Source organism: Imbroritus primus (assembly GCF_964332355.1).
GTDB classification, from domain to species: domain Bacteria; phylum Pseudomonadota; class Gammaproteobacteria; order Burkholderiales; family Burkholderiaceae; genus Imbroritus; species Imbroritus primus.
This window is the reverse complement of sequence record NZ_OZ201293.1, coordinates 2,118,575-2,142,740: the sequence shown is the minus strand read 5'-3', so window position 1 is coordinate 2,142,740 and position 24,166 is coordinate 2,118,575. Positions and strand designations below refer to the sequence as shown.

General features: G+C 65.8%; 22 protein-coding genes and 1 pseudogene. 14 read left to right on the top strand and 9 right to left on the bottom strand.

Features of this window, described 5'->3' with window-relative positions; translation table 11 throughout:
* Positions 1 to 255 precede the first annotated feature (255 nt).
* A complete protein-coding gene (locus ACQ3C8_RS09790) occupies positions 256 to 1,779 on the top strand; it encodes a DEAD/DEAH box helicase (RefSeq protein ID WP_009521573.1) in 1,524 nt (507 codons plus the stop codon).
* 40 nt (positions 1,780 to 1,819) lie between these two features.
* On the opposite strand, the gene gluQRS is transcribed toward ACQ3C8_RS09790, so the two are convergent.
* Together gluQRS and ACQ3C8_RS09780 are read right to left on the bottom strand one after the other, a co-directional pair.
* Positions 1,820 to 2,704 carry a tRNA glutamyl-Q(34) synthetase GluQRS gene (gene gluQRS, locus ACQ3C8_RS09785; protein WP_428851443.1) on the bottom strand — a complete coding sequence of 295 codons (885 nt, stop codon included), beginning with the start codon at positions 2,702 to 2,704 and terminating at the stop codon, positions 1,820 to 1,822.
* Position 2,705: 1 nt separating this feature from the next.
* On the bottom strand, positions 2,706 to 3,620 hold the full coding sequence (locus tag ACQ3C8_RS09780) for a LysR family transcriptional regulator (protein ID WP_428851442.1): 915 nt from the start codon (positions 3,618 to 3,620) through the stop codon (positions 2,706 to 2,708).
* A 152-nt stretch (positions 3,621 to 3,772) separates the two neighbouring features.
* On the opposite strand from ACQ3C8_RS09780, the gene ACQ3C8_RS09775 reads away from it, so the two are divergent.
* Positions 3,773 to 4,468, top strand: a complete 696-nt coding sequence (locus ACQ3C8_RS09775; protein WP_009521576.1) for a pirin family protein — start codon at positions 3,773 to 3,775, stop codon at positions 4,466 to 4,468.
* 66 nt (positions 4,469 to 4,534) lie between these two features.
* Here ACQ3C8_RS09775 and ACQ3C8_RS09770 read toward each other — a convergent pair whose 3' ends face one another.
* Positions 4,535 to 5,395, bottom strand: coding sequence for a sulfurtransferase (locus ACQ3C8_RS09770; protein WP_428851441.1), 861 nt, complete (start codon positions 5,393 to 5,395; stop codon positions 4,535 to 4,537).
* 133 nt (positions 5,396 to 5,528) lie between these two features.
* Positions 5,529 to 6,509 carry a LysR family transcriptional regulator gene (locus ACQ3C8_RS09765; RefSeq protein ID WP_009521578.1) on the bottom strand — a complete coding sequence of 327 codons (981 nt, stop codon included), beginning with the start codon at positions 6,507 to 6,509 and terminating at the stop codon, positions 5,529 to 5,531.
* Positions 6,510 to 6,649: 140 nt separating this feature from the next.
* Between ACQ3C8_RS09765 and ACQ3C8_RS09760 the strand changes: the two genes are divergently transcribed.
* The 12 genes from ACQ3C8_RS09760 to fba all read left to right on the top strand — a co-directional run bounded on the left by ACQ3C8_RS09760 (position 6,650) and on the right by fba (position 19,405).
* Complete coding sequence (locus ACQ3C8_RS09760) at positions 6,650 to 8,113, top strand: form I ribulose bisphosphate carboxylase large subunit (RefSeq protein ID WP_009521579.1); 1,464 nt, start codon at positions 6,650 to 6,652, stop codon at positions 8,111 to 8,113.
* Positions 8,114 to 8,173: 60 nt separating this feature from the next.
* On the top strand, positions 8,174 to 8,593 hold the full coding sequence (locus ACQ3C8_RS09755; RefSeq protein WP_009521580.1) for a ribulose bisphosphate carboxylase small subunit: 420 nt from the start codon (positions 8,174 to 8,176) through the stop codon (positions 8,591 to 8,593).
* Positions 8,594 to 8,670: 77 nt separating this feature from the next.
* The gene (gene cbbX / locus ACQ3C8_RS09750; RefSeq protein WP_428851440.1) at positions 8,671 to 9,582 is read left to right on the top strand and encodes a CbbX protein; all 912 of its coding nucleotides are present in this window, start codon (positions 8,671 to 8,673) and stop codon (positions 9,580 to 9,582) included.
* 2 nt (positions 9,583 to 9,584) lie between these two features.
* Positions 9,585 to 10,346, top strand: a complete 762-nt coding sequence (locus tag ACQ3C8_RS09745) for an HAD family hydrolase (protein WP_428851439.1) — start codon at positions 9,585 to 9,587, stop codon at positions 10,344 to 10,346.
* Position 10,347: 1 nt separating this feature from the next.
* A complete protein-coding gene (gene rpe, locus ACQ3C8_RS09740) occupies positions 10,348 to 11,211 on the top strand; it encodes a ribulose-phosphate 3-epimerase (protein ID WP_428851438.1) in 864 nt (287 codons plus the stop codon).
* A complete protein-coding gene (locus ACQ3C8_RS09735; protein WP_009521584.1) occupies positions 11,184 to 12,272 on the top strand; it encodes a class 1 fructose-bisphosphatase in 1,089 nt (362 codons plus the stop codon). The genes rpe and ACQ3C8_RS09735 overlap by 28 nt, the downstream gene beginning before the upstream one ends.
* A 10-nt stretch (positions 12,273 to 12,282) precedes the next feature.
* Positions 12,283 to 13,161, top strand: a complete 879-nt coding sequence (locus ACQ3C8_RS09730) for a phosphoribulokinase (protein WP_009521585.1) — start codon at positions 12,283 to 12,285, stop codon at positions 13,159 to 13,161.
* A gap of 73 nt (positions 13,162 to 13,234) precedes the next feature.
* Entirely contained in the window at positions 13,235 to 15,265 is a 2,031-nt protein-coding gene (tkt, locus tag ACQ3C8_RS09725) for a transketolase (RefSeq protein WP_428851437.1), read from the top strand.
* Entirely contained in the window at positions 15,262 to 15,978 is a 717-nt protein-coding gene (gene gph, locus ACQ3C8_RS09720) for a phosphoglycolate phosphatase (RefSeq protein ID WP_428851436.1), read from the top strand. Before tkt ends, gph begins: the two co-directional genes overlap by 4 nt.
* Positions 15,979 to 16,054: 76 nt before the next feature.
* Positions 16,055 to 17,080, top strand: coding sequence for a type I glyceraldehyde-3-phosphate dehydrogenase (gene gap, locus ACQ3C8_RS09715; protein ID WP_428851435.1), 1,026 nt, complete (start codon positions 16,055 to 16,057; stop codon positions 17,078 to 17,080).
* A 10-nt stretch (positions 17,081 to 17,090) separates the two neighbouring features.
* Positions 17,091 to 18,320, top strand: a complete 1,230-nt coding sequence (locus ACQ3C8_RS09710) for a phosphoglycerate kinase (RefSeq protein WP_428851434.1) — start codon at positions 17,091 to 17,093, stop codon at positions 18,318 to 18,320.
* 47 nt (positions 18,321 to 18,367) lie between these two features.
* The gene (fba, locus tag ACQ3C8_RS09705; RefSeq protein WP_428851433.1) at positions 18,368 to 19,405 is read left to right on the top strand and encodes a class II fructose-bisphosphate aldolase; all 1,038 of its coding nucleotides are present in this window, start codon (positions 18,368 to 18,370) and stop codon (positions 19,403 to 19,405) included.
* Positions 19,406 to 19,468: 63 nt separating this feature from the next.
* On the opposite strand, the gene ACQ3C8_RS09700 is transcribed toward fba, so the two are convergent.
* The 5 genes and pseudogenes from ACQ3C8_RS09700 to fhcD form a co-directional block, all read right to left on the bottom strand.
* Positions 19,469 to 20,167, bottom strand: a complete 699-nt coding sequence (locus tag ACQ3C8_RS09700; RefSeq protein WP_428851432.1) for an HAD family hydrolase — start codon at positions 20,165 to 20,167, stop codon at positions 19,469 to 19,471.
* Positions 20,168 to 20,435: 268 nt separating this feature from the next.
* Positions 20,436 to 21,740, bottom strand: a pseudogene (gene pabB, locus ACQ3C8_RS09695) (aminodeoxychorismate synthase component I); the annotation flags it as partial.
* A gap of 41 nt (positions 21,741 to 21,781) precedes the next feature.
* Positions 21,782 to 22,315, bottom strand: a complete 534-nt coding sequence (gene fae, locus ACQ3C8_RS09690) for a formaldehyde-activating enzyme (protein ID WP_428851431.1) — start codon at positions 22,313 to 22,315, stop codon at positions 21,782 to 21,784.
* 70 nt (positions 22,316 to 22,385) lie between these two features.
* A complete protein-coding gene (locus tag ACQ3C8_RS09685; RefSeq protein WP_428851430.1) occupies positions 22,386 to 23,219 on the bottom strand; it encodes a formylmethanofuran dehydrogenase subunit C in 834 nt (277 codons plus the stop codon).
* Entirely contained in the window at positions 23,216 to 24,160 is a 945-nt protein-coding gene (fhcD, locus tag ACQ3C8_RS09680) for a formylmethanofuran--tetrahydromethanopterin N-formyltransferase (protein WP_009521602.1), read from the bottom strand. The genes ACQ3C8_RS09685 and fhcD overlap by 4 nt, the downstream gene beginning before the upstream one ends.
* Positions 24,161 to 24,166: the final 6 nt, after the last annotated feature.

Sequence of the window (24,166 nt, the reverse complement as noted above, 5' to 3'; positions counted from 1 at the left end):
CGTCTTGTCGCAGGGGTGTTGTTTTGACGGCAATAAATGCCCCGGTCGCGCGCCTTCTCGCGGCCCGGATTCGTTCTTGCGAGTCAAACGTAATATAATCAACGTTTTAGTGGCGCATCTGGCGCCCGATTTTTGCGGAACGCGAGCGATCCCGCAGGGCACATATCATGCCCGGCACGGTCGGCCGAGGCGCCGATTCACGGTTCTCCTGCCTGCTCCCAACTCCCGCCCGCCGCCCGCACGCATTACCCATCCATGACAGACACAGCTCAAGCAGACACCACGTTCGACTCCTTCGGCCTGCACGCCGATATTCTTCGCGCCATCACCGAGCAGGGCTACCGCGTGGCCACGCCGATCCAGGCGCAGGCCATTCCGGTGGTGATGCAGGGCCGCGATGTCATGGGCGCCGCCCAGACCGGCACCGGCAAGACGGCGGGATTCTCGCTGCCGATCATCCAGCGCCTGCTGCCGTTCGCCAGCACCAGCACCTCGCCGGCGCGCCACCCAGTGCGCGCCCTGATGCTGACGCCGACGCGCGAACTGGCTGACCAGGTCTACGACAACGTGGCAAAGTACGCCAAGCACACCGCGCTGCGCAGCACCGTCGTGTTCGGCGGTGTCGACATGAATCCGCAGACCGCCGAACTGCGGCGCGGCGTGGAAATCCTGGTGGCTACGCCGGGCCGCCTGCTCGACCATGTGCAGCAGAAGACGGTGAACCTGTCGCAGGTACAGATGCTGGTGCTCGACGAGGCCGATCGCATGCTCGACATGGGCTTCCTGCCGGATCTGCAGCGCATCCTCAACCTGCTGCCGGCCCAGCGCCAGACACTGCTGTTTTCGGCGACCTTCTCGGGCGACATCAAGAAGCTGGCCGCGAGCTACCTGCGCGATCCCGTTACCATCGAAGTGGCGCGCAGCAACTCCGCGTCGTCCAATGTGACGCAGCAGGTCTTCATGGTGCCCGAGGCACGCAAGCAGGCAGCAGTCGTCCACCTGCTGAAGCAGCGCGCCGAGCAGGGCCTCCCCAAGCAGTGCATCGTCTTTACCAACAGCAAGCTGGGTTGTTCGCGCCTGGCGCGCCAGCTTGAGCGCGAAGGCATCAATGCCTCGGCCATTCACGGCGACAAGACACAAAGCGAGCGCATGCAGACGCTCGAGGGATTCAAGCAGGGCACCATCGATGCACTGGTGGCTACCGATGTAGCGGCGCGCGGCCTCGATATTGCCGACATGCCGTGCGTGATCAATTTCGATCTGCCGTACAACGCGGAAGACTATGTCCACCGTATCGGCCGGACCGGACGTGCCGGCGCGACCGGCGATGCCATGTCGCTGTGCGCGCCCGGTGACGAGCGCCTGCTGGCCGATATCGAGAAGCTGTTGAAGCGTGCGGTGCCCCGTGCCGAACTGCAGGGCTTCGCGATGGAAGAAGACCGCCGTGGCGAGCGTAGTGAGCGTGGCGATCATTACCAGCGCGCCGACCGTGGCGAGCGCAGCGAACGCTATGGGCGTGATCGTGGCGGACGCGGCGAGCGTAGCGAGCGCCGTGGCGATGGCCGTGCCGACGGGCACGGATACGAGCCGCGCCGCCTGCCGAGTGCACCGCGCGTGCCGGACGATCCCATCTTCTCCAGACCCTACGAGGAAGTGGCGCGTCCGACCGCCACGAAGGCCATGCCTGAAGCCCCGGCTGCCGAGCGCAGCCGTGCGCCGGTCAAGCCTGGCAAGCGTCCCGTGGCAGCCTTGCTCGGTGGCCTCGCTCGCAAGGCCTGATCGACATCCTGATCGTCCTGCCGGTCTTCGATACCCGATATCAGGCCGCCAAGGCATGGCGGGCGCGCCACGCGCGCACAGCCTGTTCCAGAAACGCCGCGCGGTCCTGCGCGGCGATCTCCAGACCCAGATGACGCGCTGCCTTTTGCAGTGCTACCAGCGGCTCGCGATGATCGATGGCGGTGGCGCCCGTCTGCTTGCTCAGCTTGTCGCCGTGTGCGTCGAGAATCAGCGGCACGTGCAGGTAACGCGGCTGCGGCAGGCCCAGCAGATGCTGTAGATGGATCTGCCGTGGCGTTGAATCGAGCAGGTCCATGCCACGCACGATGTCGGTGATGCCCTGCTCGCCGTCATCCACCACCACAGCCAGCTGATACGCCCACAAGCCGTCGGCCCGCTTCAGCACGAAATCACCCACATCGTCAGCCAGCGGCTGGCAGAAGCGGCCCTGCCAGCGATCGTCGAAGCAGACCGTGTCCTGTCCCGCCTCCGGCACGCGTACGCGCCAGGCGCGCACCGGTTTGCCGTGCAGCCCGTCGCGGCAGGTGCCGGGATAGCCGAGCGTCTGGTGGCGCTGGCGCACACGGGTCAGCGCTTCGGTGATGTCCTTGCGGCTACAGCCGCAGGGATACAGCATGCCGCGGTCGCGCAGCCGGTCGAGGGCCGCGCTGTATTGCGCCGAGCGCGTGCTTTGCCACAGCGGTGGTGCATCGGGCAGCAGCCCAAAGCCAGCGAGTGTGGCGAGGATGTCCTCTGCGGCGCCCGGGATGCAGCGCGGGTGGTCGATGTCCTCGATGCGGACCAGCCAGGCGCCGTCGTGGGCGCGCGCATCCAGCCAGCTGGCGAGGGCCGCCACCAGTGAGCCGAGATGCAGCGGGCCGGTGGGCGAGGGAGCAAAGCGGCCCCGGTAGCGAACGCCTGTCATGTCACACCGGCGGCTGGACGAGCAGGGCCTCCGCGAGGCGCGTGTCCTCGAGTTTTTTTACCCACCATTGCAATGCCTTGCCACGGTTGGCCGTCCGCCATGCCACCTGGAAGGTTCCGGGTGCACGAACTTCCAGCGTTTCCTTGGGCACCAGCGCGCCGGACTCGATGTACGGTTGCGCCAGCGGCGCCGGCAGCCAGCCGCAGCCAAGTCCGCGTACCTGTGCATCCACCTTGTCGCGCATCGTCGGCACCACCAGCACATCCTGCCCGGCCATGATGCCGTGCGTGCGCGCCGGCAGGTTGCGCGACGTGTCGCCGACGGCCACGCTGCGATGCTGGGCGATGGTCGGGCCGGAAAGCGGGCCGGGCACGGTAGCCAGCGGATGCTGCGCAGCCACCACGAATACGAACGGCAATTGGCCCAGCGGGCGCGTCTGGTAGCCCTGGCTGCTGGGGACGTCGTAGGCGCCGCCGATCAGCAGGTCGGCGCGGTTGGCGACCAGCGCATCCCAGGTGCCGCCGAGTACTTCCTTGGCAAAGCGCAGCCGCGTCGCCTGGTTGTCCGCATAGAAATCCTGGATCACCGGCAGCAGCGCGCGGAAGTGGATGAGGTCGTCGACCACGATGGTCAGCGTCGATTCCCAGCCGGTCGCCAGCCGTTTTACACGCCGTTCCAGTTCGTCGGCCGCGTGCAGCAGGTGGCGACCCTCGTCGAGCAGGGCACGGCCTGCCGGCGTCAGTTCAGCGCGGTGGCGGCGGCGGTCGAACAGCAGCACGTCGAGATCTTCTTCGAGCTTGCGGACCACGTAGGTGAGGGCGGACGGCACCTTGCCCATTTCATGGGCCGCAGCGGCAAAACTGCCCTTGCGTTCGATGGCGTCCAGCACTTCCAGGGATTCGAGGGAGAGCGGCATATTCAGATTTACTGAAGAATTGCATCAAATGGCATGCGCTTCACTATAGCGCACACCACCTATCATGCAAAGCATGCGATGCCGGAAGCCGTTCCATCGTCCGATCACGTGGAGCCTGGCCCGCCGGACAGCCATTCAGGAGGATCATCAAAATGATTGAAATCAGAAAGAGCGCGGAACGCGGATATGCCGACCATGGCTGGCTGCAGTCGTATCACAGCTTTTCCTTCGCCGACTACTACGATCCGGCCCACATGCACTTCGGCCCGCTGCGCGTCATCAATGACGACCGCATCGCCGCGCACCAGGGCTTCGGCACCCACGGCCACCGCGATATGGAGATCATTACCTACGTGCTCGACGGTGAACTCGCGCACAAGGACAGCATGGGCAACGGCAGCGTGATCCGTCCTGGCGACGTGCAGCGCATGAGCGCGGGCACGGGTGTGCAGCACTCGGAATTCAACCATGCCGGCGGTAGCACCCACCTGCTGCAGATCTGGATCGTGCCGGATCGCCAGGGCGTGACCCCGGGCTACGAGGAAGCACACTTCGATGATGCCGACAAGCGCGGCCGCCTGCGTCTGGTGGCCAGCCCGGACGGCGCGGAAGGCTCGGTGCGCATGCATCAGGATGCGCGCCTGTATGTCGGCCTGTTCGATGGCGCCGAGCAGGCCTCGCTGCCCATCGCTGCAGGCCGGCGCGCCTATGTGCACCTCGCGCGCGGCGCGCTCACGGTCAACGGACAGGCGCTGCAGGCCGGCGATGCCGCCAAGCTGACGGATGTCGCGCAGGTGGAGGTGTCGGGTGGCAAGGGCGCCGAGGTGCTAGTGTTCGACCTGCCCTGATCCCGGGTGGGCGCTGACGGCGACAGCCCGCCGTCGCGCGGGACCGGTGCTGTGTCGGCCGGTCTGTCAGGCAGCGCGCGTGTCGCCGTGCTTGCCTTGGCGCCCCGCGCAATGCGGGCATTTCACGCCGGGCTGGTAGTCCGGCGATTTCTGTTCCAGCGGCGTGACTACCGCGCGGCAGGCAAAGCACTGCTTGGGTCCTGCCGGCAGCAGTTGTGGATTGAGGGCGGTGCGGTAGTCGAAGACGAAGCAGTCGCCCTTGTAGTGTTCGCCGCCCACTTCCTCGAAGTATTTCAGAATGCCGCCCTCGAGCTGGTACACATGCTCGATGCCGGCCTCCTGCATGTGGATTGCTGCCTTCTCGCAGCGGATCCCGCCCGTGCAGAACGACACCACGGTCTTGCCTGCGAATTCGTCGCGGTGCGTCGCCACTTGTTCCGGAAACTCCGTGAACTTGGTAATGCGGTAATCGCGCGCCTGTTCGAACGTCCCCACATCCACCTCGAAGGCATTGCGCGTGTCCAGCAAGACCACCTCGCGGCCGGCGTCGTCGTGGCCCTGGTCGAGCCAGCGCTTGAGCGTCGCCGGCGCCACGGACGGCGCGCGGCCTTCCTCCGGGCGGATCAGCGGCATGCGCATGGTGATGATCTCCTTCTTCAGCCGCACCAGCATGCGCTTGAACGGCTGCGAATCGGAGGGACTCTCCTTCGGCTCGATATCTGCAAAGCGCGCATCTTGCCTCAGCCATGCCATGAAACCGTCGATTGCCTCGCGCGGTCCTGCCAGGAACATGTTGATGCCCTCGGGCGCGAGCAGGATGGTGCCCTTGAGCGCATGCAGTTCGCACTGCGCAAGCATGCGTGGGCGTAGCTCGGCAGTGTCGTCGAGCGTGATGAATTTGTAGGCGGAAATGTTGATGATCTGCATGGCGATCTGCAAGAACGGGCGGCCGTGCGCGGTGTGCGCGCCAGCGCGGATGAGCGATTGAGGCCGATAAAGGCAAGCCCGGATTATACCGGCTCGGCACGCCTTCAGCCCTGCCCGGCGATGGAGGCGGGTGTCAGGCTGGTGGCGGCGTGGCGGTACGTGCCTGCGGCGGCGCGTGGTGCCGCATCAAGCCCAGATAGCGCTCCTGCAGGTAAGGGGCGGCATGCTCGAGCACGAAGCTGCGGCACACCTCGCTGGCCGGCGACAGCCGCTTGCTGCGCATGTGCACGATATGCCAGACGCGGTCGATGGGCGTGCCCGCCACATCGAGGATGGCGATCTCCCGGGTGCGCAACTCGAGTGACAGAGTGTGCAGTGACAACAGGCTGATGCCCATGCCCGCCATGACAGCCTGCTTGATGGTTTCGTTACTGCCCAGGGTGACCGCTTTGGCCGGCGTAAACAGGTGATTGCGGAACATCTGCTCGGCCACCGTGCGCGTGCCGGAACCTGGCTCGCGCAGCAGGAAAGTCTCGTGGCGCAGTTCTTGCAGATCGAAGCGTTCGGCAGCCTGCAGCGGGTGCGAGATGGCCGCGACCAGCACATGCGGATGGGTCGCGATCGGCTCGGAAATGGCATCGAGTTCCACCGGCGGGCGGCCCATCACCGCGAGATCGATGACGTTGTCCTGCAGCATGCGCAGCAGTTTCTCGCGGTTGCCCTCGGCGATATGCACGTCCACGCCGGGATAGCGCTTGGTGTATTCCGCCAGCAGGCGCGGGACGAAGTACTTGGCCGTGCTGATCATGCCGATGGTGATCGAACCGCGGTCGATGCCTTTCAAGCCCTGCAGGCCGTCTTCCGCATCCTTCACCTCGCCGAGGATGCGCGAGGCGTGGTGCAGCAGGCGGTCGCCGGTTTCGGTCAGGGCGAGCGTGCGGCCCACGCGCTCGAACAGCGGTAGCCCGACCACGCCCTCGAGCTGCTTGATCTGCATCGATACCGCGGGCTGGGTCAGGTGCAGCTCCTCCGCCGTGCGAACAAAGCTGGCGTGGCGCGCGGCGGTGACGAAGATCTGCAGCTGGCGCAGGGTCAGGGAACGGAGCAGCGACATGATAGTTAAGTCATAGCTTATATAGAGGCAAAGAATATCTGAATTTACCTGATACATCTATTTCATTATCGTTTCCTCACTGACACAAATTCTCGACACCACTTTTTGACTCCACTCCCGTCGCCAATGAGGACCCGAAAATGAACGCACCTGACAAAGCCGTGACTGCACAGCCCCGCAAGCGCTACGACGCGGGCGTCATGAAGTATCGTGAGATGGGCTACTGGGAACCCGACTACCAGCCCAAGGCCACCGATGTCATCGCGCTGTTCCGCATTACGCCGCAGGAAGGTGTCGATCCGGTCGAAGCGGCCGCGGCCGTGGCAGGCGAATCGTCCACCGCGACTTGGACCGTGGTGTGGACCGACCGCCTGACCGCCTGCGATATGTACCGCGCCAAGGCCTACCGCGTCGAGCCGGTGCCCAACAATCCCGAGCAGCATTTCTGCTGGGTGGCATACGATCTGTCGCTGTTCGAGGAAGGCTCGATCACCAACCTCACCGCCTCGATCATCGGCAACGTCTTCAGCTTCAAGCCGATCAAGGCCGCGCGCCTCGAAGACATGCAGTTCCCCGTGTCCTACGTGAAGACGTTTGCCGGCCCGCCGACGGGCATCATCGTCGAGCGCGAGCGCCTCGACAAGTTCGGCCGGCCGCTGCTCGGCGCCACCACCAAGCCCAAGCTTGGCCTGTCGGGCCGCAACTATGGGCGCGTGGTGTACGAGGGCCTGAAGGGCGGTCTCGATTTCATGAAGGATGACGAGAACATTAACTCGCAACCGTTCATGCACTGGCGCGACCGTTTCCTGTTCGTGATGGATGCCGTCAACAAGGCCTCCGCCGCCACCGGCGAGGTCAAGGGCAGCTATCTGAACGTCACCGCCGGGACGATGGAAGAGATGTACCGCCGCGCCGAATTCGCCAAGGACCTCGGCTCGGTCATCGTCATGATCGACCTGGTGGTCGGCTGGACCGCCATCCAGTCGATGGCGAACTGGTGCCGCCAGAACGACATGATCCTCCACCTGCACCGCGCCGGTCATGGCACCTACACGCGGCAGAAGAACCACGGCGTGTCGTTCCGGGTGATCGCCAAATGGCTGCGCCTGGCCGGGGTCGACCACATGCACACCGGCACCGCGGTCGGCAAGCTGGAAGGCGATCCGCTGACCGTGCAGGGCTACTACAACGTGTGCCGCGATGCCATCACCCGGCAGGACCTGCCGCGTGGCCTGTTCTTCGACCAGGACTGGGCCTCGCTGCGCAAGGTCATGCCGGTCGCCTCGGGCGGCATTCACGCCGGCCAGATGCACCAGCTTCTAGATCTGTTCGGCGATGACGTGGTGCTGCAGTTCGGCGGCGGCACCATCGGCCATCCGCAAGGTATCCAGGCCGGTGCCACGGCCAACCGCGTGGCGCTGGAGGCGATGGTGCTGGCACGCAACGAAGGCCGCGACATTCTCAACGAGGGTCCGGAGATCCTCCGCGACGCCGCGCGCTGGTGCACGCCGCTCAAGGCTGCGCTCGATACCTGGGGCGACATCACCTTCAACTACACGCCGACGGATACGTCCGACTTCGTGCCGACCGCTTCCGTTGCCTGACCGGCCGACTGAACCGTCGCCTGAATCGACTACCCGCAACCTACCGAACGCGAGGACACCATGCGCATCACACAAGGCACTTTTTCTTTCCTGCCCGAGCTGACCGACGAGCAGATCACCAAGCAGCTGAACTACTGCCTCGACAAGGGCTGGGCCGTCGGCATCGAATACACCGACGATCCGCACCCGCGCAATACCTACTGGGAGATGTTCGGCCTGCCGATGTTCGACCTGCGCGATGCCGCCGGCATCCTGCAGGAGATCAACAACTGCCGAAAGACGTTTCCCAACCACTACATCCGCGTGACGGCGTTCGACAACACCCATACCGTCGAGTCGGTGGTGACGTCCTTCATCGTCAACCGGCCGGCCGATGAACCGGGCTTCCGCCTGGTCCGCCAGGAAGAGCCGGGGCGCACCATCCGCTACTCGATCGAAAGCTACGCCACGCAGGCGAAGCCGGAGGGCAGCCGCTACTGAGCGCCGCGCCTGTCCCGCGCGCGGCCCGGGCAGCAGTTGCCGGGGCCGCGCCCATGCCTTGAACCTTGGAGAACGTCATGTCCGCTCCTGAGACCCCTGAGCAGCTGCAACCGCCCGCCACGCTGGGCGAAGCGCTGGCGGCGTCCGGCATCCAGGAACTGCTGGCCCAGCTCGACCGCGAACTGATCGGCCTCGCGCCCGTGAAATCGCGCATCCGCGACATTGCTGCGTTACTGCTCGTGGACCGCCTGCGCAGCGCGCGCGGCCTGAGTGCCGGCGCCCCGAGCCTGCACATGTGCTTCACCGGCAATCCCGGCACCGGCAAGACCACGGTCGCCATGCGCATGGCCGAGATCCTGCACCGCCTGGGCTATGTGCGGCGCGGGCATCTGGTCGCCGTGACGCGTGACGACCTGGTTGGCCAGTACATCGGCCACACCGCGCCCAAGACCAAGGAGATTCTGAAGAAGGCCATGGGCGGCGTGCTGTTCATCGACGAGGCTTACTACCTGTATCGCCCCGAGAACGAGCGCGACTACGGGCAGGAAGCCATCGAGATCCTGCTGCAGGTGATGGAAAACAACCGCGAGGATCTGGTCGTGATTCTGGCCGGCTACAAGGACCGCATGGATCGCTTCTTCGAATCGAATCCAGGCATGTCGTCGCGCATTGCGCACCACATCGACTTCCCCGACTACCAGCTCGACGAACTGCGGCAGATTGGGGACCTCATGCTCAACGACATGCAGTACTGCTTCGATGCCGAGAGCCGCGAAGTGTTTGCCGACTATCTCGGCCATCGCATGGCGCAGCCACATTTCGCCAACGCGCGCAGCGTGCGCAATGCGCTCGACCGCGCACGCCTGCGCCACGCGTCGCGCCTGCTCAACGATCCGCAAGCCGTGGCCGACGACGCCGCACTGACCACCATCACCGCCCCCGATCTGCTCGCGAGCCGCGTGTTCGCGCAGGCGGGCGCCAAGGAGTGAGCATGCAAGCCCTGATCTTCGATGTCGATGGCACCCTGGCCGATACCGAATCCGCCCACCTGGATGCCTTCAATGCCGCTTTTGCCGAAGTCGGTCTCGACTGGCACTGGGATCCGGCCCTGTATACCAAGCTGCTGCGTGTGGCTGGCGGCAAGGAGCGGCTAATGCATTACTGGCATATGGTCGATCCGGAAGAAGCGCGCGGCAGCAGCGTGCCGGCGACCATCGACGCCGTGCATGCCATCAAGACCCGTCACTATGCGGAACGGGTACGCGGCGGTGGGCTGCCGCTGCGGCCCGGCATCCGCCGGCTCATCGACGAAGCCAATGCCGCCGGCGTGCCCATCGCCATTGCGACGACCACCACGCCGGCCAACCTCGATGCACTGCTCGAAGCGCCGCTCGGCAGCGACTGGCGCAAGCGCTTCGCCGCCATCTGCGACGCCGGCACCACGCCGGTGAAGAAACCGGCGCCCGATGTCTATCTCGCCGCCATCGCGCAACTCGGCGTGGAGGCAGAGTCGTGCCTGGCCATCGAGGATTCCGACAACGGCCTGCAGGCCGCGACGGCCGCCGGCGTGCCGGCCGTCATCACGCCGACCGCCTTCACCTCGCATCAGCATTTCGAGGAGGCGCTCGTGGTGCTGCCGAGCCTCGGCGATCCCGACGAACCCATCCAGCTGCTGCCGGGTGCGCAGCATCCGTGGGTCGATCTGGAGGCGCTACGGCGTTGGCACCACGGCACACTGTTCGAGGCCGCATGAGATGAATCGGCACGTCTGGAATCCACCTGCCGCGCCGGAGGGCGCACATGGAGCGACGCCGGGGTCGGGCGTCGATGTCCGCATTGCGCCTTCCATCCTGTCCGCCGACTTCGCGCGGCTCGGCGAAGAGGTGCGCGCCATCGAGGCGGCCGGCGCGGCGCTCGTGCACTTCGATGTCATGGACAACCATTACGTGCCCAACCTCACCATCGGCCCGCTGGTGTGCGAGGCCATCCGGCCGCATGTCTCGATTCCCATCGACGTGCACCTGATGGTCGAGCCGGTGGACGCACTGATTCCCATGTTCGCCAAGGCCGGCGCCGACATCATCACCTTCCATCCGGAAGCCAGCCGTCATGTCGACCGCACGCTGGCGCTGATCCGCGAGCATGGCTGCAAGGCAGGCCTGGTGCTCAATCCCGCCACGCCGACCCACTGGCTCGACCACACGCTCGACAAGCTCGACATGGTGTTGCTGATGAGCGTGAACCCGGGTTTCGGGGGCCAGCGATTCATTCCAGGCACGCTTGCCAAGCTGCGCGACGTGCGCGAGCGCATCGACGTGCACCGCGCCACTGGCGGCCAGCCGGTCTGGCTCGAAGTGGATGGCGGCGTCAAGACCGACAACATCGCCGCCATCGCGCGCGCGGGGGCCGACACCTTCGTGGCCGGCAGCGCCGTGTTCGGCGCGCCCGATGCGCCCGAGGCCGGCGGCGGCTACCACGGTGTCATGCAGCGCCTGCGCGATCAGGCCGCGGCAGGCATGCGGCACGACAGGCCACAGATACCGGAAGACGATTTCAAGCCTATATACGATAAGACCACGGGAGACGCATCATGCCATTCCACCAGCGCAAGACCCTGACGCAGTTCCTCATCGAGGAGCGCCGCCGCTTTCCCGACGCCCGCGGCGATTTCAATGCGCTCATCCTCGACGTGGCGACAGCCTGCAAGCAGATTGCGCGCGGCGTCGCCTTCGGTGCGTTGGGCGGCATGCACGGCAGCGCCGACGGCGCCATCAACGTGCAGGGCGAAACGCAGCAGAAGCTGGACGTGCTCAGCAACCAGGCCTTCATCCGCGTAAGCGAATGGGGCGGCAGCCTGGCCGGCATGGCGTCAGAGGAAATGGAACAGCCGTACCAGATCCCCGCGCCATATCCGCGCGGCAAGTACCTGCTGGTGTTCGATCCGCTGGATGGCTCGTCGAATATCGACGTCAATGTGTCGGTCGGTAGCATCTTTTCTATCCTGCGTGCACCCGAGGGTACAGGCGAGGGCGGGCGCGACGTCACTGACACCGATTTCCTGCAGGCCGGACGCGAGCAGGTCGCCGCCGGTTATGCACTCTATGGGCCGACCACCATGCTGGTACTGACGGTCGGCAATGGCGTGCATGGCTTTACGCTCGATCCCAACCTGTACGACTTCATGCTCACGCATCCGGACATGCGCGTGCCGGAGGAAACGCAGGAATTCGCCATCAACGCCTCCAACAGCCGCTTCTGGGAACCGCCGATCCGCCAGTACGTGTCGGAATGCCTGGCGGGCAAGTCGGGCTCACGGGGCAAGGATTTCAATATGCGCTGGATCGCCTCGATGGTGGCCGAGGCACACCGCATCCTGATGCGTGGCGGGGTCTTCATGTATCCGCGTGACACCAAGGACCTCACCAAGCCAGGGCGCCTGCGTCTGCTGTACGAGGCCAATCCGATCGGCTTCATCATGGAGCAGGCCGGCGGCCGCGCCAGTACGGGGCGCGAGCCGATCCTCGATGTGCAGCCGACGTCTTTGCACCAGCGCATCGGCGTGGTATTCGGTTCGCGCAGCGAGGTCGAACGCATCGAGCGCTATCACCACGAGCTGCCGGGCGCGGAGTTGCCCAACCCGCTGTTCAACGAGCGCAGCCTGTTCCGCCTGTCCGCCTGAGGTCACCATCATGTCCGAGCGTTATCCCATCATTGCCATTACCGGTTCGTCCGGCGCCGGCACTTCGTCCGTGACCCGGACGTTCCAGAACATCTTCCGCCGCGAAGGCGTGAAGGCTGCCCTCATCGAAGGCGACAGCTTCCACAAGTACGACCGCGCCGAGATGAAGCAGCGCATGCAGGATGCCGAGCAGCAGGGCAACAAGAACTTCAGCCACTTCGGGCCGGATACCAATCTGTTCGGCGAGCTGGAGAATCTGTTTCGCACCTACTCGGAGAGCGGCACCGGCCAGTTCCGGCACTACCTGCACAGCCCCGAGGAAGCGGCACCGTTCGGCCAGCCGCCCGGCACCTTCACGCCGTGGGAATCGATTCCCGATGACACCGATCTGCTGTTCTACGAAGGACTGCACGGCGGCGTGGTGACCGACAAGGTGAACATCGCGCGCTATCCCAACCTGCTGATCGGCGTGGTGCCCGTGATCAATCTCGAATGGATCCAGAAGCTGTGGCGCGACAAGTCGCAGCGCGGCTATTCCACTGAGGCTGTCACCGACACCATCCTGCGGCGCATGCCGGATTACGTGAACTACATCTGTCCGCAGTTTACGCACACGCATGTCAACTTCCAGCGCGTGCCGTGCGTGGATACCTCCAATCCATTCATCGCCCGCGAGATTCCCGCGCCGGACGAGAGCATGGTGGTGATCCGCTTTGCCAATCCCAAGGGCATCGACTTCCAGTACCTGCTGAGCATGATCCACGATTCCTTCATGTCGCGCGCGAACACCATCGTTGTGCCGGGCGGCAAGATGGAACTGGCCATGCAGCTGATTTTCACGCCATTCGTGCTGCGCATGATGGAACAGCGCAAGCGCGCCGGCCTGTAGTGTGGTCTGCGGTGTGGCCCTGGTGTGGCCAGTAATACGGCCCGTCGTACCCGAGTTGCCTTGAGGATTTGAGATGAATGCACCCGATCGCATGAAGCAGGACGTGCGCTGCGCCAACGCCCTGCGTTTCCTGGCTGCCGATGCCGTGGAGAAGGCCAAGTCCGGCCATCCCGGCGCGCCCATGGGCATGGCCGAGATGGCCGAGGTCCTGTGGCGTCGCCACCTGCGCCACAACCCCGCCAATCCGGGCTGGGTCGACCGTGACCGTTTCGTGCTGTCGAATGGCCATGGCTCGATGTTGCTATATGCGCTGCTGCACCTCACCGGCTATGCGCTGCCGATGGCGCAGCTGCAGCAGTTCCGCCAGCTGCACGCGCTTACGCCCGGGCATCCGGAAGTCGATGTCACGCCCGGCGTCGAGACCACCACCGGGCCGCTCGGGCAGGGGCTGGCCAATGCCGTCGGCATGGCGCTGGCCGAGCAGCTGCTGGCCGCGACCTACAACCGCGATGGCCACGCCGTGGTCGATCACTACACCTATGTGTTCCTCGGCGATGGCTGCCTGATGGAAGGCATCAGCCACGAGGTGTGCTCACTTGCCGGCACGTTAGGGTTGGGCAAGCTGATCTGCCTGTACGACGACAACGGCATCTCCATCGACGGCGATGTCGCTGGCTGGTTCGCCGACGATACGCCGGCACGCTTCCGCGCTTACGGCTGGCAGGTGATCGACAATATCGACGGCCACGATGCCACTGCCATCGATCAGGCCATCGCAGATGCCAAGGCCGACACCGCGCGGCCCACGCTGATCTGCTGCAAGACTGTCATCGGCAAGGGCGCGCCCACCAAGGCTGGCGGGCATGACGTGCATGGCGCGCCGCTGGGTGCCGATGAGATCGCCGCCATGCGCGACACGCTCGGCTGGACCGCCGCACCGTTCGAGGTGCCGCCCGATGTCGCGGGCGCCTGGGATGCGCGCACGCGCGGCCGGCAACTGGAAACCGAGTGGAACACGCGTTTCGCCCACTACCGCGCAACCTATCCCGACCTCGCGGCAGACCTGATGCGCCGCATGCAAGGCGAACTGCCCGAGTCGCTGGAAAGCGATGTCATGGCGCTGCTCGCCGATAACAGTCCACTGCGGCAGAAGATCGCCACGCGCAAGGCCTCGCAGCTGACGCTGGAGACGTTGGTCGGCGAACTGCCCGAACTGCTCGGTGGCTCGGCCGACCTGTCGGGCTCCAATCTCACTAACGTCAAGGCCTCCGTGTGGGTCAACCATGCTGGACAAGACAGGAAAGCCGGCAACTATGTCAGCTATGGCGTACGTGAGTTCGGCATGGCGGCGATCATGAACGGTGTGGCGCTGCATGGCGGGTTCATTCCCTACGGCGGCACCTTCATGACGTTTTCCGATTACTCGCGCAATGCCATCCGCATGGCCGCGCTGATGCGCAAGCGCGTCATCCATGTGCTGACGCACGATTCCATCGGCCTCGGCGAGGATGGTCCCACGCACCAGCCGGTCGAACATGCTGCGACGTTGCGGCTGATTCCGAACAACCGCGTATGGCGCCCTTGCGATGGTGTCGAGACGGCGGTGGCCTGGCTGGCCGCGCTGCGGCGCGACAGCGGGCCGTCCTGCCTGCTGCTGTCGCGCCAGGGGCTCACGCCGTTCGCGCGCAGCGCCCAGCAGATCGTCGCGATCCGCCGGGGTGGCTACGTGCTGGCCGATACCCCCGCGATCCCCGAGGTCGTGCTGATCGCCACCGGTTCGGAAGTCGAGATCGCCGCTGCGGCCGCACGCGCCCTGGGTGAGGGCGGCGTCGCCGCCCGGGTGGTGTCGATGCCGTGCGTGGAAGTGTTCTACGAACAGGATGCCGCCTACCGCGACAGCGTGCTGCCGCCCGGCGTGCCGCGACTCAGCATCGAAGCCGGTGTTACCTGGTTCTGGCGGCCCGTGGTGGGCGAATCCGGCGTGGCGCTTGGTCTTGACCGCTTCGGCGAGTCCGCGCCGGCCGATGCGCTGTACCGCCACTTCGGCCTGACGGCCGAGCATGTCGCGGCCGCTGCGCTGGGACTCGCGAGGGTACAGTCATGAGTCGTACACCGAACGCCTCGCCGGGCGCCATGTCGGACGGATTGCCGCGCGCCGTCTTGGTTGATCTCGACGGCACGCTCGTCGATACCGCCGAGGACATTGTGGTAGCGGCGAATCGCATGCTCGACGAACTGGGTGCGTTTCCGCTGCCGTTCGCGATGGTCAAGGGCTTCATCGGCAAAGGTGTGCCCAACCTGGTCCGGCGTACGCTGGAAACCGCACAGCTTGCGGTCGATCCGGTGGAGGCGCAGGCGGTCTTCGAACGTCACTACCTGGCCGTAAACGGCCGCATGGGGCAGGTGTTCGCTGGTGTCGAGGCCGGGCTCGATGCGCTGGTCCGGCTCGGTTATCGCATCGCCTGCGTGACCAACAAGCCGGAAGCACTGGCCACACCGCTATTGGCGCTGACCGGACTCGATACGTGGTGCGAGGTGCTGATCGGCGGCGACACGCTGGTCCACATGAAACCGCATCCCGAGCCGCTGCTGCATGCCTGCCGCCTGCTGGGCGTGTCACCCGCGCATGCGTTGCTGATTGGCGATTCGGCGGTGGATGTCGCCGCCGCGCGCGCCGCCGGGGTGCCGGTCGCCATCGTCCGCTACGGCTATGCCGGCCCGGACGGGCCCGACGCCCTGGGCGGCGACTGGCTGATCGATTCGTTCGAGGCCTTGCCAGCGCTGCTGGCGGAGCACCGCTTGCAACCGGCCGCCTGACCACCACGGCGGAGCGCCATTCCGCCTACCCGGATTCCCCAGATTTCCTGCATCCACACTTTCCCGGAGACACCAGATGACCATCAAGGTAGCCATCAACGGCTATGGCCGTATCGGCCGGAACATTCTGCGCGCGCACTATGAAGGCGGCAAGAAACACGATATCGAGATCGTTGCGATCAACGACCTGGGTGATGTCAAGGCCAACGCCCACCTGACGCAGTACGACACCGCCCACGGCAAGTTCCCGGGCACGGTCGCGGTCGAGGGTGATTTCATGGTGGTGAATGGCGACAAGATCCGCGTGCTGGCCAACCGCAACCCGGCCGAACTGCCGTGGGGCGAGCTGGGCGTCGACGTCGTGCTCGAGTGCACCGGCTTCTTTACCAGCAAGGAAAAGGCCTCGGCCCACCTCAAGGGCGGCGCCAAGAAAGTCATCATCTCCGCCCCGGGCGGCAAGGATGTCGACGCCACCATCGTGTACGGCGTCAACCATGACGTCCTCAAGGCCAGCGACACCGTCATCTCCAACGCCTCGTGCACCACCAACTGCCTGGCCCCGCTGGTCAAGCCGCTGCATGACAAGCTTGGCGTCGTAAGCGGCCTGATGACCACCATCCACGCCTACACCAACGACCAGGTGCTGACCGACGTCATGCACGAAGACCTGCGCCGCGCGCGCTCGGCCACGCAGTCGATGATCCCGACCAAGACCGGTGCGGCCGCCGCGGTTGGCCTGGTGCTGCCGGAACTGAACGGCAAGCTGGATGGTTTTGCGATCCGCGTGCCGACGATCAACGTGTCGATCGTCGACCTGACGTTCGTGGCCAAGCGCGACACCACGGTGGATGAAGTCAACGGCATCCTGAAGGACGCGTCGGAAGGTTCGCTCAAGGGCATCCTGGGTTACAACACGGCGCCGCTGGTGTCGGTGGACTTCAACCACAATCCGGCCTCGTCGACGTTCGATGCGACGCTGACGAAGGTGCAGGGCAACCTGGTGAAGGTCTCGAGCTGGTACGACAACGAGTGGGGTTTCTCCAACCGCATGCTCGATACCACCGTGGCCCTGATGTTGCCGCAAGCAGCCACAGCGCGTTGAGGAGGCAGCCATGGAGACCATCGTCACGCTTGGCGAACTGCTCGCGCAGGGCGCCATCGCCGGCAAGCGGGTGCTGATCCGCGCCGACCTGAATGTGCCGCTCGACGCGCAGGGCGAGATCACCGACGACACGCGCATCCGTGCCTCCGCGCCGGCCATTCGCCAGTGCCTCGACGCCGGCGCCTCGGTCATGGTGACCTCGCACCTGGGCCGCCCGGTGGAAGGCGAGCGCGCCCTGCGCGACAGTCTGGCACCCGTGTGCCGGCGCTTGTCGGAATTGCTGGGGCAGGATGTGCGCCTGCTCGCCCACTGGACCAGCGGACAGTTCGCCGTTGCGCCGGGGCAGGTGGTGATGCTTGAGAACTGCCGCCTGAACGTCGGCGAGAGCAAGAACAGCGATACGCTGGCGCGCGCCATTGCGGCGCTGTGCGATGTCTATGTCAATGATGCCTTCGGCACCGCGCACCGCAAGGAAGCCACCACCTACGGCGTGGCGCAGTATGCCCCGCTGGTCTGTGCCGGCCCGCTCATGGCTGCCGAGATCGAAGCGCTGCACCGCGCCCTTGATGCGCCGCGCCGGCCACTGCTGGCCATCGTCGCGGGCTCCAAGGTCTCCACCAAGCTCACCATCCTGCAGTCGCTGGCCAGCAAGGTCGATCAACTGATCGTCGGCGGCGGCATCGCCAATACCTTCATGCTCGCCGCCGGCCTGCCCATCGGCAAGTCGCTGGCGGAGCCGGGGCTGGTGGAGGAGGCGCGCCGCATCATCGACACCATGCGCGCCCGTGGTGCGGCTGTGCCGATTCCCGAGGACGTGGTGGTCGCCAAGACGCTGTCGGCGGATGCCGAGGCGCGTGTCGTAGATGCCGCGGAGGTCGCAGAGGATGACCTGATTCTCGATATCGGCCCGCGGACTGCGGAAAAACTGGCCGCGCAGATCGCGCAGGCCGGCACGATCGTCTGGAACGGCCCGGTCGGGGTGTTCGAGATCGAGCAGTTCGGGCAGGGCACGCGTGCGCTCGCCGAGGCCATTGCCGCGTCGCGCGCCTTTTCGGTGGCAGGCGGCGGCGACACACTGGCGGCGATTGCCAGGTACGGCATTGCTGACCGCATCGACTACATCTCGACGGGTGGCGGCGCCTTTCTCGAACTGCTGGAGGGCAAGACCCTGCCGGCGCTGGCCATCCTCGCGCACCGCACGGCGCAGTCGATGCTCGCGCCGGAGTCCGAGGCGTTCTAGCCCGGCCGGCACCCCCATTTCAATTACATGACCCAACGGAGACGACCATGGCACTGATTTCCCTGCGACAACTGCTCGATCATGCCGGCGAACACGGTTACGGCGTGCCGGCCTTCAACGTCAACAACCTGGAACAGATCCACGCCATCATGGAAGCGGCCGAGGACACCGACAGCCCGGTGATCCTGCAGGCGTCCGCCGGCGCACGCAAGTACGCGGGTGAGGCCTACCTGCGCCACATGGTGCTGGCGGCGGTGGAAACGCACCCTGACATTCCCGTGGTGCTGCACCAGGACCATGGCGCGAGCCCGGCCGTGTGCCAGGCGTCGATCCGCTCGGGCTTCACGAGCGTGATGATGGACGGATCGCTGCGCGAGGATGCCAAGACGCCGTCGGACTACGACTACAACATCGAAGTCACGCGGCGCGTGTGCGACATGGCGCATGCCGTGGGCGTGTCGGTGGAAGGGGAACTCGGCTGCCTCGGCTCGCTGGAAACCGGCCAGGCCGGCGAAGAGGATGGCGTGGGCGCGGAAGGCACGCTGTCGCTCGACATGCTGCTGACCGATCCCCAGCAGGCCAAGGATTTTGTCGCCCGTACCGGCGTGGACGCACTGGCCATTGCCATCGGCACCAGCCACGGCGCCTACAAGTTCTCGCGCAAGCCGACGGGCGACATTCTCGCCATGGATCGTATCCGCGAGATCCACGAGCAGATCCCCAACACGCACCTGGTGATGCATGGCTCCAGCTCGGTACCGCAGGAGTGGCTGGAGATCATTCGCGAGTATGGCGGCGACATCAAGGAAACCTATGGCGTGCCGGTCGAGGAGATTCAACGTGGCATCCGCTCGGGCGTGCGCAAGATCAATATCGATACCGATATCCGGCTCGCCATGACTGGCGCGATCCGCCGTTCGCTCAGTGACGACCGCAGCGAGTTTGATCCGCGCAAGGCGTTGCTGGCAGCGAAGAAAGGCGCCAAGGATGTGGTGCGCCAGCGCTTCGAGGCATTCGGTACGGCCGGACAGGCATCCAAGATCCGTCCTGTGCCGCTCGAACGGTTGAGCCGCCTGTACCAGTAAGCATGCGTCCGGGAGCTGGGCTGCCGCTGCGCGGCAACCCGTGCTGGTGGTGTGGCCGTGTGCTCAGGCCAGGGCGTGTTCGCACACGGCTTCGAGCGTGTCGAACACCGGCCAGCCGCGCTCGGTTGCCACGGCACGCAGTCGCGTGTCGGGCGAGACGACCACCGGGTCGCTCACATGGCTGAGCAGTGGCAGGTCGTTGGCGGAATCGGAGTAGAAGACTGAACGTTCGAAGCTGTGCCAGTCGTGCCCCAGCGCGGCCAGCCAGTCCGCCACGCGCGGCACCTTGCCCGCGCCGAAGCTGGCGATGCCATCCATTTCGCCGGTAAAGCGGCCACGCGGATCGTCTTGTTCCGTGCGGGCCTGCGAGGCCACGAGATGCGGCACGCCAAAGATCTCCGCAAACGCACCGGCCACATAGTGATTGGTGGCGGTGACGATGCAGCACAGATCGCCGGTATCGAGGTGATGGCGCACCAGCGCGCGGCCGGCCTCCGGTACCTGCGCACCGATCTCGGCGATGAAGTCCGCGCGCCAGCTATCCAGATCAGTCCGCGCATAGCGCGCCAGCACCGACATGCAGAAGCGCTGGAAGGCGGCGATATCGAGCTTGCCGGCGAGGTAGTCTTCCGCGAACTGGCGGTTCTGTGCCTCGAAATCGCCGGCATTGAGCACGCCGCGCCGCATCAGGTAGCGGAACCAGGTGGAACCGCTGTCAAAGGGAATCAGGGTGTGATCGAGATCGAATAGAACGAGTTGCATGCAGCCAGGAAGAAAAAAGTCGCGGAAACCAACGCGAGAACAATGCGGGAAAAAACGCGGTAACCACCGAACGCCACAACAGACGCAGAGGCAGGCAGGGCGCCCGATCCGGAGACACCGGGGCAGGGCGCATCCGTGCCGCTGGCATCAATGCGTATCAGTACGATACCGCATCATACCGCGCCGCCATGTCATAACCGTCGATATCCTCACGGGAACTCGGCTCGGCTACCAGGCCGGAGGCCAGCATGTCCGCCCAGGATGGGACGATGCCAGGTACAGGGGGCGCCTGCGTCACGACCGCATGTGGCACCGGTGTTTCCAGTGCCGTCAGGAAACGCGCCTTGAGCGCACATTCCTCGTATTCGTCAGCGGCCACGCTGTCGAGCACAATGCCCGCGCCCACGCCCATGCGGCCGGGCCGTAGCCCGTGCGTGCTATGGCCGGCGTGTCCCAGCGTGACGGTGCGGATCGCCACGGACAGGCAGAAATCGCCGCAGGCCTGCGCGCCGCCGGGAGAAGGGGTGTCGATCCAGCCGATCATGCCGGTGTACAGGCCGCGCGGCGTCGTTTCGAGATCGGCGATCAGCTCCATGGTGTGATGCTTGGGTGCGCCCGTGATCGAGCCGCACGGGAACAGCGCGTGCAGCAGTTCGGGCAGCGTCGTGCGTGCGGGCAGTTCCGCTTCCACGGTGGAGGTCATCTGGAACACACCGGCATACGGTTCGACCGAGAACAGCGCCGGCACCTTGACCGAGCCTGTGGTGGCGATGCGCCCCAAGTCGTTGCGCAGCAGGTCGACGATCATCAGGTTTTCCGCGCGGTTCTTCGGGTCGCTGGCCAGCGCGCGTGCCGTGCGGGCATCCTCGTCCGGCTGGCCGGTACGGCGCGCCGTGCCTTTCATCGGGCGTGCGGTCAGCCGGCCTTGGCTATGGCGCAGGAACAGTTCGGGCGACAGCGAGAGGATGTACGGCGTGTCGGAATCGTGCGGCAGCGCGATCAGCGCGCCGTACGGTACTGGCTGGCGCGTGCGCAGCCGGCGGTAGAGTGCCAGCGGCGTGCCGCTGGCCTCGAAGTCAAGGCGATAGGTGTAGTTGATCTGGTAGGTGTCGCCGGCCCGCAAGGCAGACTGGATGCGTGCAATGGCGTGATCGAACTGCGCGGGGGTGACGCTACGACGCACGTCGTGGATGCCACTCGCCGACCCGGCCGGCAAACCGGCCACCGCAGCGGCTGGGGCCAGCGCATCCATCATCGCCAGCCAGGCATCGACCTCGCTGCGCGACAGGCGCGCGCAGGCGCTGAACAGCACGATGCGCAGCGCCTGCGGTGCCTCCGCCGGCACCGGCAGGCCCTGCAGGCGCACACCCCATTCGTAGTCCGCCAGCAGCACGGCATGCGCGCCGTCGCGCATGGCCGCCTCCGCCTGTGCCCAGGTGGCGGCGAGCTGCGCCGGATCCTCGCAGCGCAGCTCCTGCAAGAAGCCTGTGTACAGGCGGCTGCGGCTGCCATCCCCGTCACTGGCATCGTCGAGCAGGGCGTAGCAGTCGCTGCGGACGGGCAGGGGCGTCATGCGTTTCTCCGGTCAGGCATGGCCAAGGGCGGACGGCATGCTCAGCTCCAGTCGTCCATGTCGTGCTTGATGCTGTGCCGGTTGGCGATCAGTTCCTCGATCGACGGCTCGTTGCGCAGCGCACGCTGGATGGCGAGCTTGGTGGCCTCGTAGTTGGTGCGGTACATGTCCTTCTTGTCGAGGTTCGGATCCTTGGCGCAGCGCGGATCGATCCACACCAGGCTGATGATGCACAGGTCGTTCGCCTGGTCCTTGGGGATGATGCCTTCGATCAGGCAATCGACCACCGCATCGGCCGTGGCTGATTGCACCACGCCGCCGAACAGGTCGATATTGGCGCTGTCCTTTAGCGTGACCTTCGGCACAAGCATGGTCGCCGGGCGCACCATCTGGTTGCAGGCGCGGATCGCGAACATGGCCGTATGCCCCTTGCTCTGCGCCATCATGCTGGCGAATGCCTGGCCCACGGGGCCGTCGGTACGGCCGATCAGGATTTCCGGCATGGCGTCGGTGAACTGGCCTTCCGCGGCGAGGACGGTGGCTTCGCCAGCACAGAATGTCAGGTTGCTGCTCATGGAATACATCTCCAGTGGTGTAAAAAACAGATATCAGGCGGGGCATGCAGCGAGGGCATTGCCCCGGTCGCTAGGCTGCGCAGCGCAGAATTTCGCCCTTGCCATCCACCGCCAGGTCGCCCGCATGGCGTTGCGGCAGCCGGTGCGCAAGGCCGGCAAAGGCACTGTCTGCACGCTCCAGGCTACGCGCCAGCAGGGCCCAGGCGACTGCGATGTTGTGTTCCGTTTCGACAAAGGTCGGCGCGAGCGGCCCGCTGGCGTGGACCAGCACGACCGTGCCGCGCCGCATGCCAAAGGCCAGATGCGCACCGACGTCACCGGCGATGCCGAGCGTGCCGGCTACCATGCGCGAAGCAGCGAACGCCCCGGCGTTGCCGGCCACGAGTACGGTGCCGCGCCGCATGCGGTCGGCGAGCCGGTCGCCGGCATGGCCCGCGATGATGAGCTGTCCGCCGCGCATGCCTTCCATATCGCCGGGCAGTGCGGCGGCGGCGAAGTCGCCGGTATTGCCACGGAGCGCGAGGTGGCCGCCGCTCATTGCTGCCGCAGTGAAGTCGCCCGCATTCCCGTTGATTTCCAGCGTGCCGCCGGCCATGCCGCAGCCGGTGTAATCGCCCGCATGGCCCTCGACGCGCAGCGTGCCGCGGGTCATCTGCCAGCCCAGGCGGTCACAGCGGCCCAGGTCGCCTTCGAAGACAAGTTCGGGGGTGTCGCCATGGGCGGATCCATTTGCATCGGCGCGCACCTCGAACAGGTCGCCGACGCACAGGCGCTCCTTGCCTTGCCACAGCGGCAGCTTCGCCACATCGCTGGCGGAACGTTCCGCCAGCGCGTCGGGTGTCAGCCCGGAAACATCGAGACGCAACGCTGGAGCGTGCCGGAGACGCAGGATCAGTCTGCTCATGCCGCGCCTCCCACATTGCTCCCTGTGCCAGTTTGCCCCGCGAGGCGGTGCAGATGGAAGTGGAAGGGGCCAAGCTTGCCGCCGTAGTTGCCGGCCGAGACGCGCAGCAAGCCCGATTGCGGGCCGCGCGCGGCGAGCGTGGCGATGCCGGTGGACATGGCCTGTGCCACGTCGGCCTCGGTCAGGCCGTCAATGACGATTTCCATCACGCAGCGCACGTCAGGTGTCAGTTCGGTTTTTTTCGCCATGCGGATCAGGCTCGGGCAGAACGCATCGTTGGTCGAGGCGCTCAAGGCCGCATAGCGCGAGCCGACCTTGGAGCCGGACCGCACCACGCCGCCCGGAAAGGGCAGGATCACATTCGGCACGCGGCGCATGGCCTCGACTGCCGCTTCGGCGGCGGCCAGCGCGGCATCGGTGTCGCGCGCCAGCATCAGCAGGTTGCCGCCGCCCACGGCCTTGATCACGGGCGTGGTTTCCTCGCACACGAACTCGCCATCCATCACTGGCACGCGCCAGTAGCGGCGGCCATCGATCATCTTCGAGATCTGCCAGCCATCGCCGAAGAAGCGCAGGTTCTTGCCGAGCGCGATCGGCTCGCCGTCCGGCAGGCCGGCGTAAATGGCCGTGGTGGGGCAGGTCAGTACGCACTGGCCGACGCGGCGCTCGACCTGCTTGGCGAGTTCCTTGCCGGACATGGCGAACAGCAGCACCGCGATGCCGGGCCGTCCGTCTGGTGTTTCGCTGCCATCCAGTTCGCGCTCGATGCCGGCTTCGCAGCCGCAGGCGATCACTGAGGTGGCGAAGCCGGTCAGCGAGACGGCGGCGTTGCGCGCCCAGGTCAGCGTGTGCGCCGTGATGACGAGGCGCGTGGCCTTCATCGGAAACGCTTCCGCGAAGGTGTCGTCGATGGTGATTCCGTTGATCTGCATGGTTTCCATGGAGCG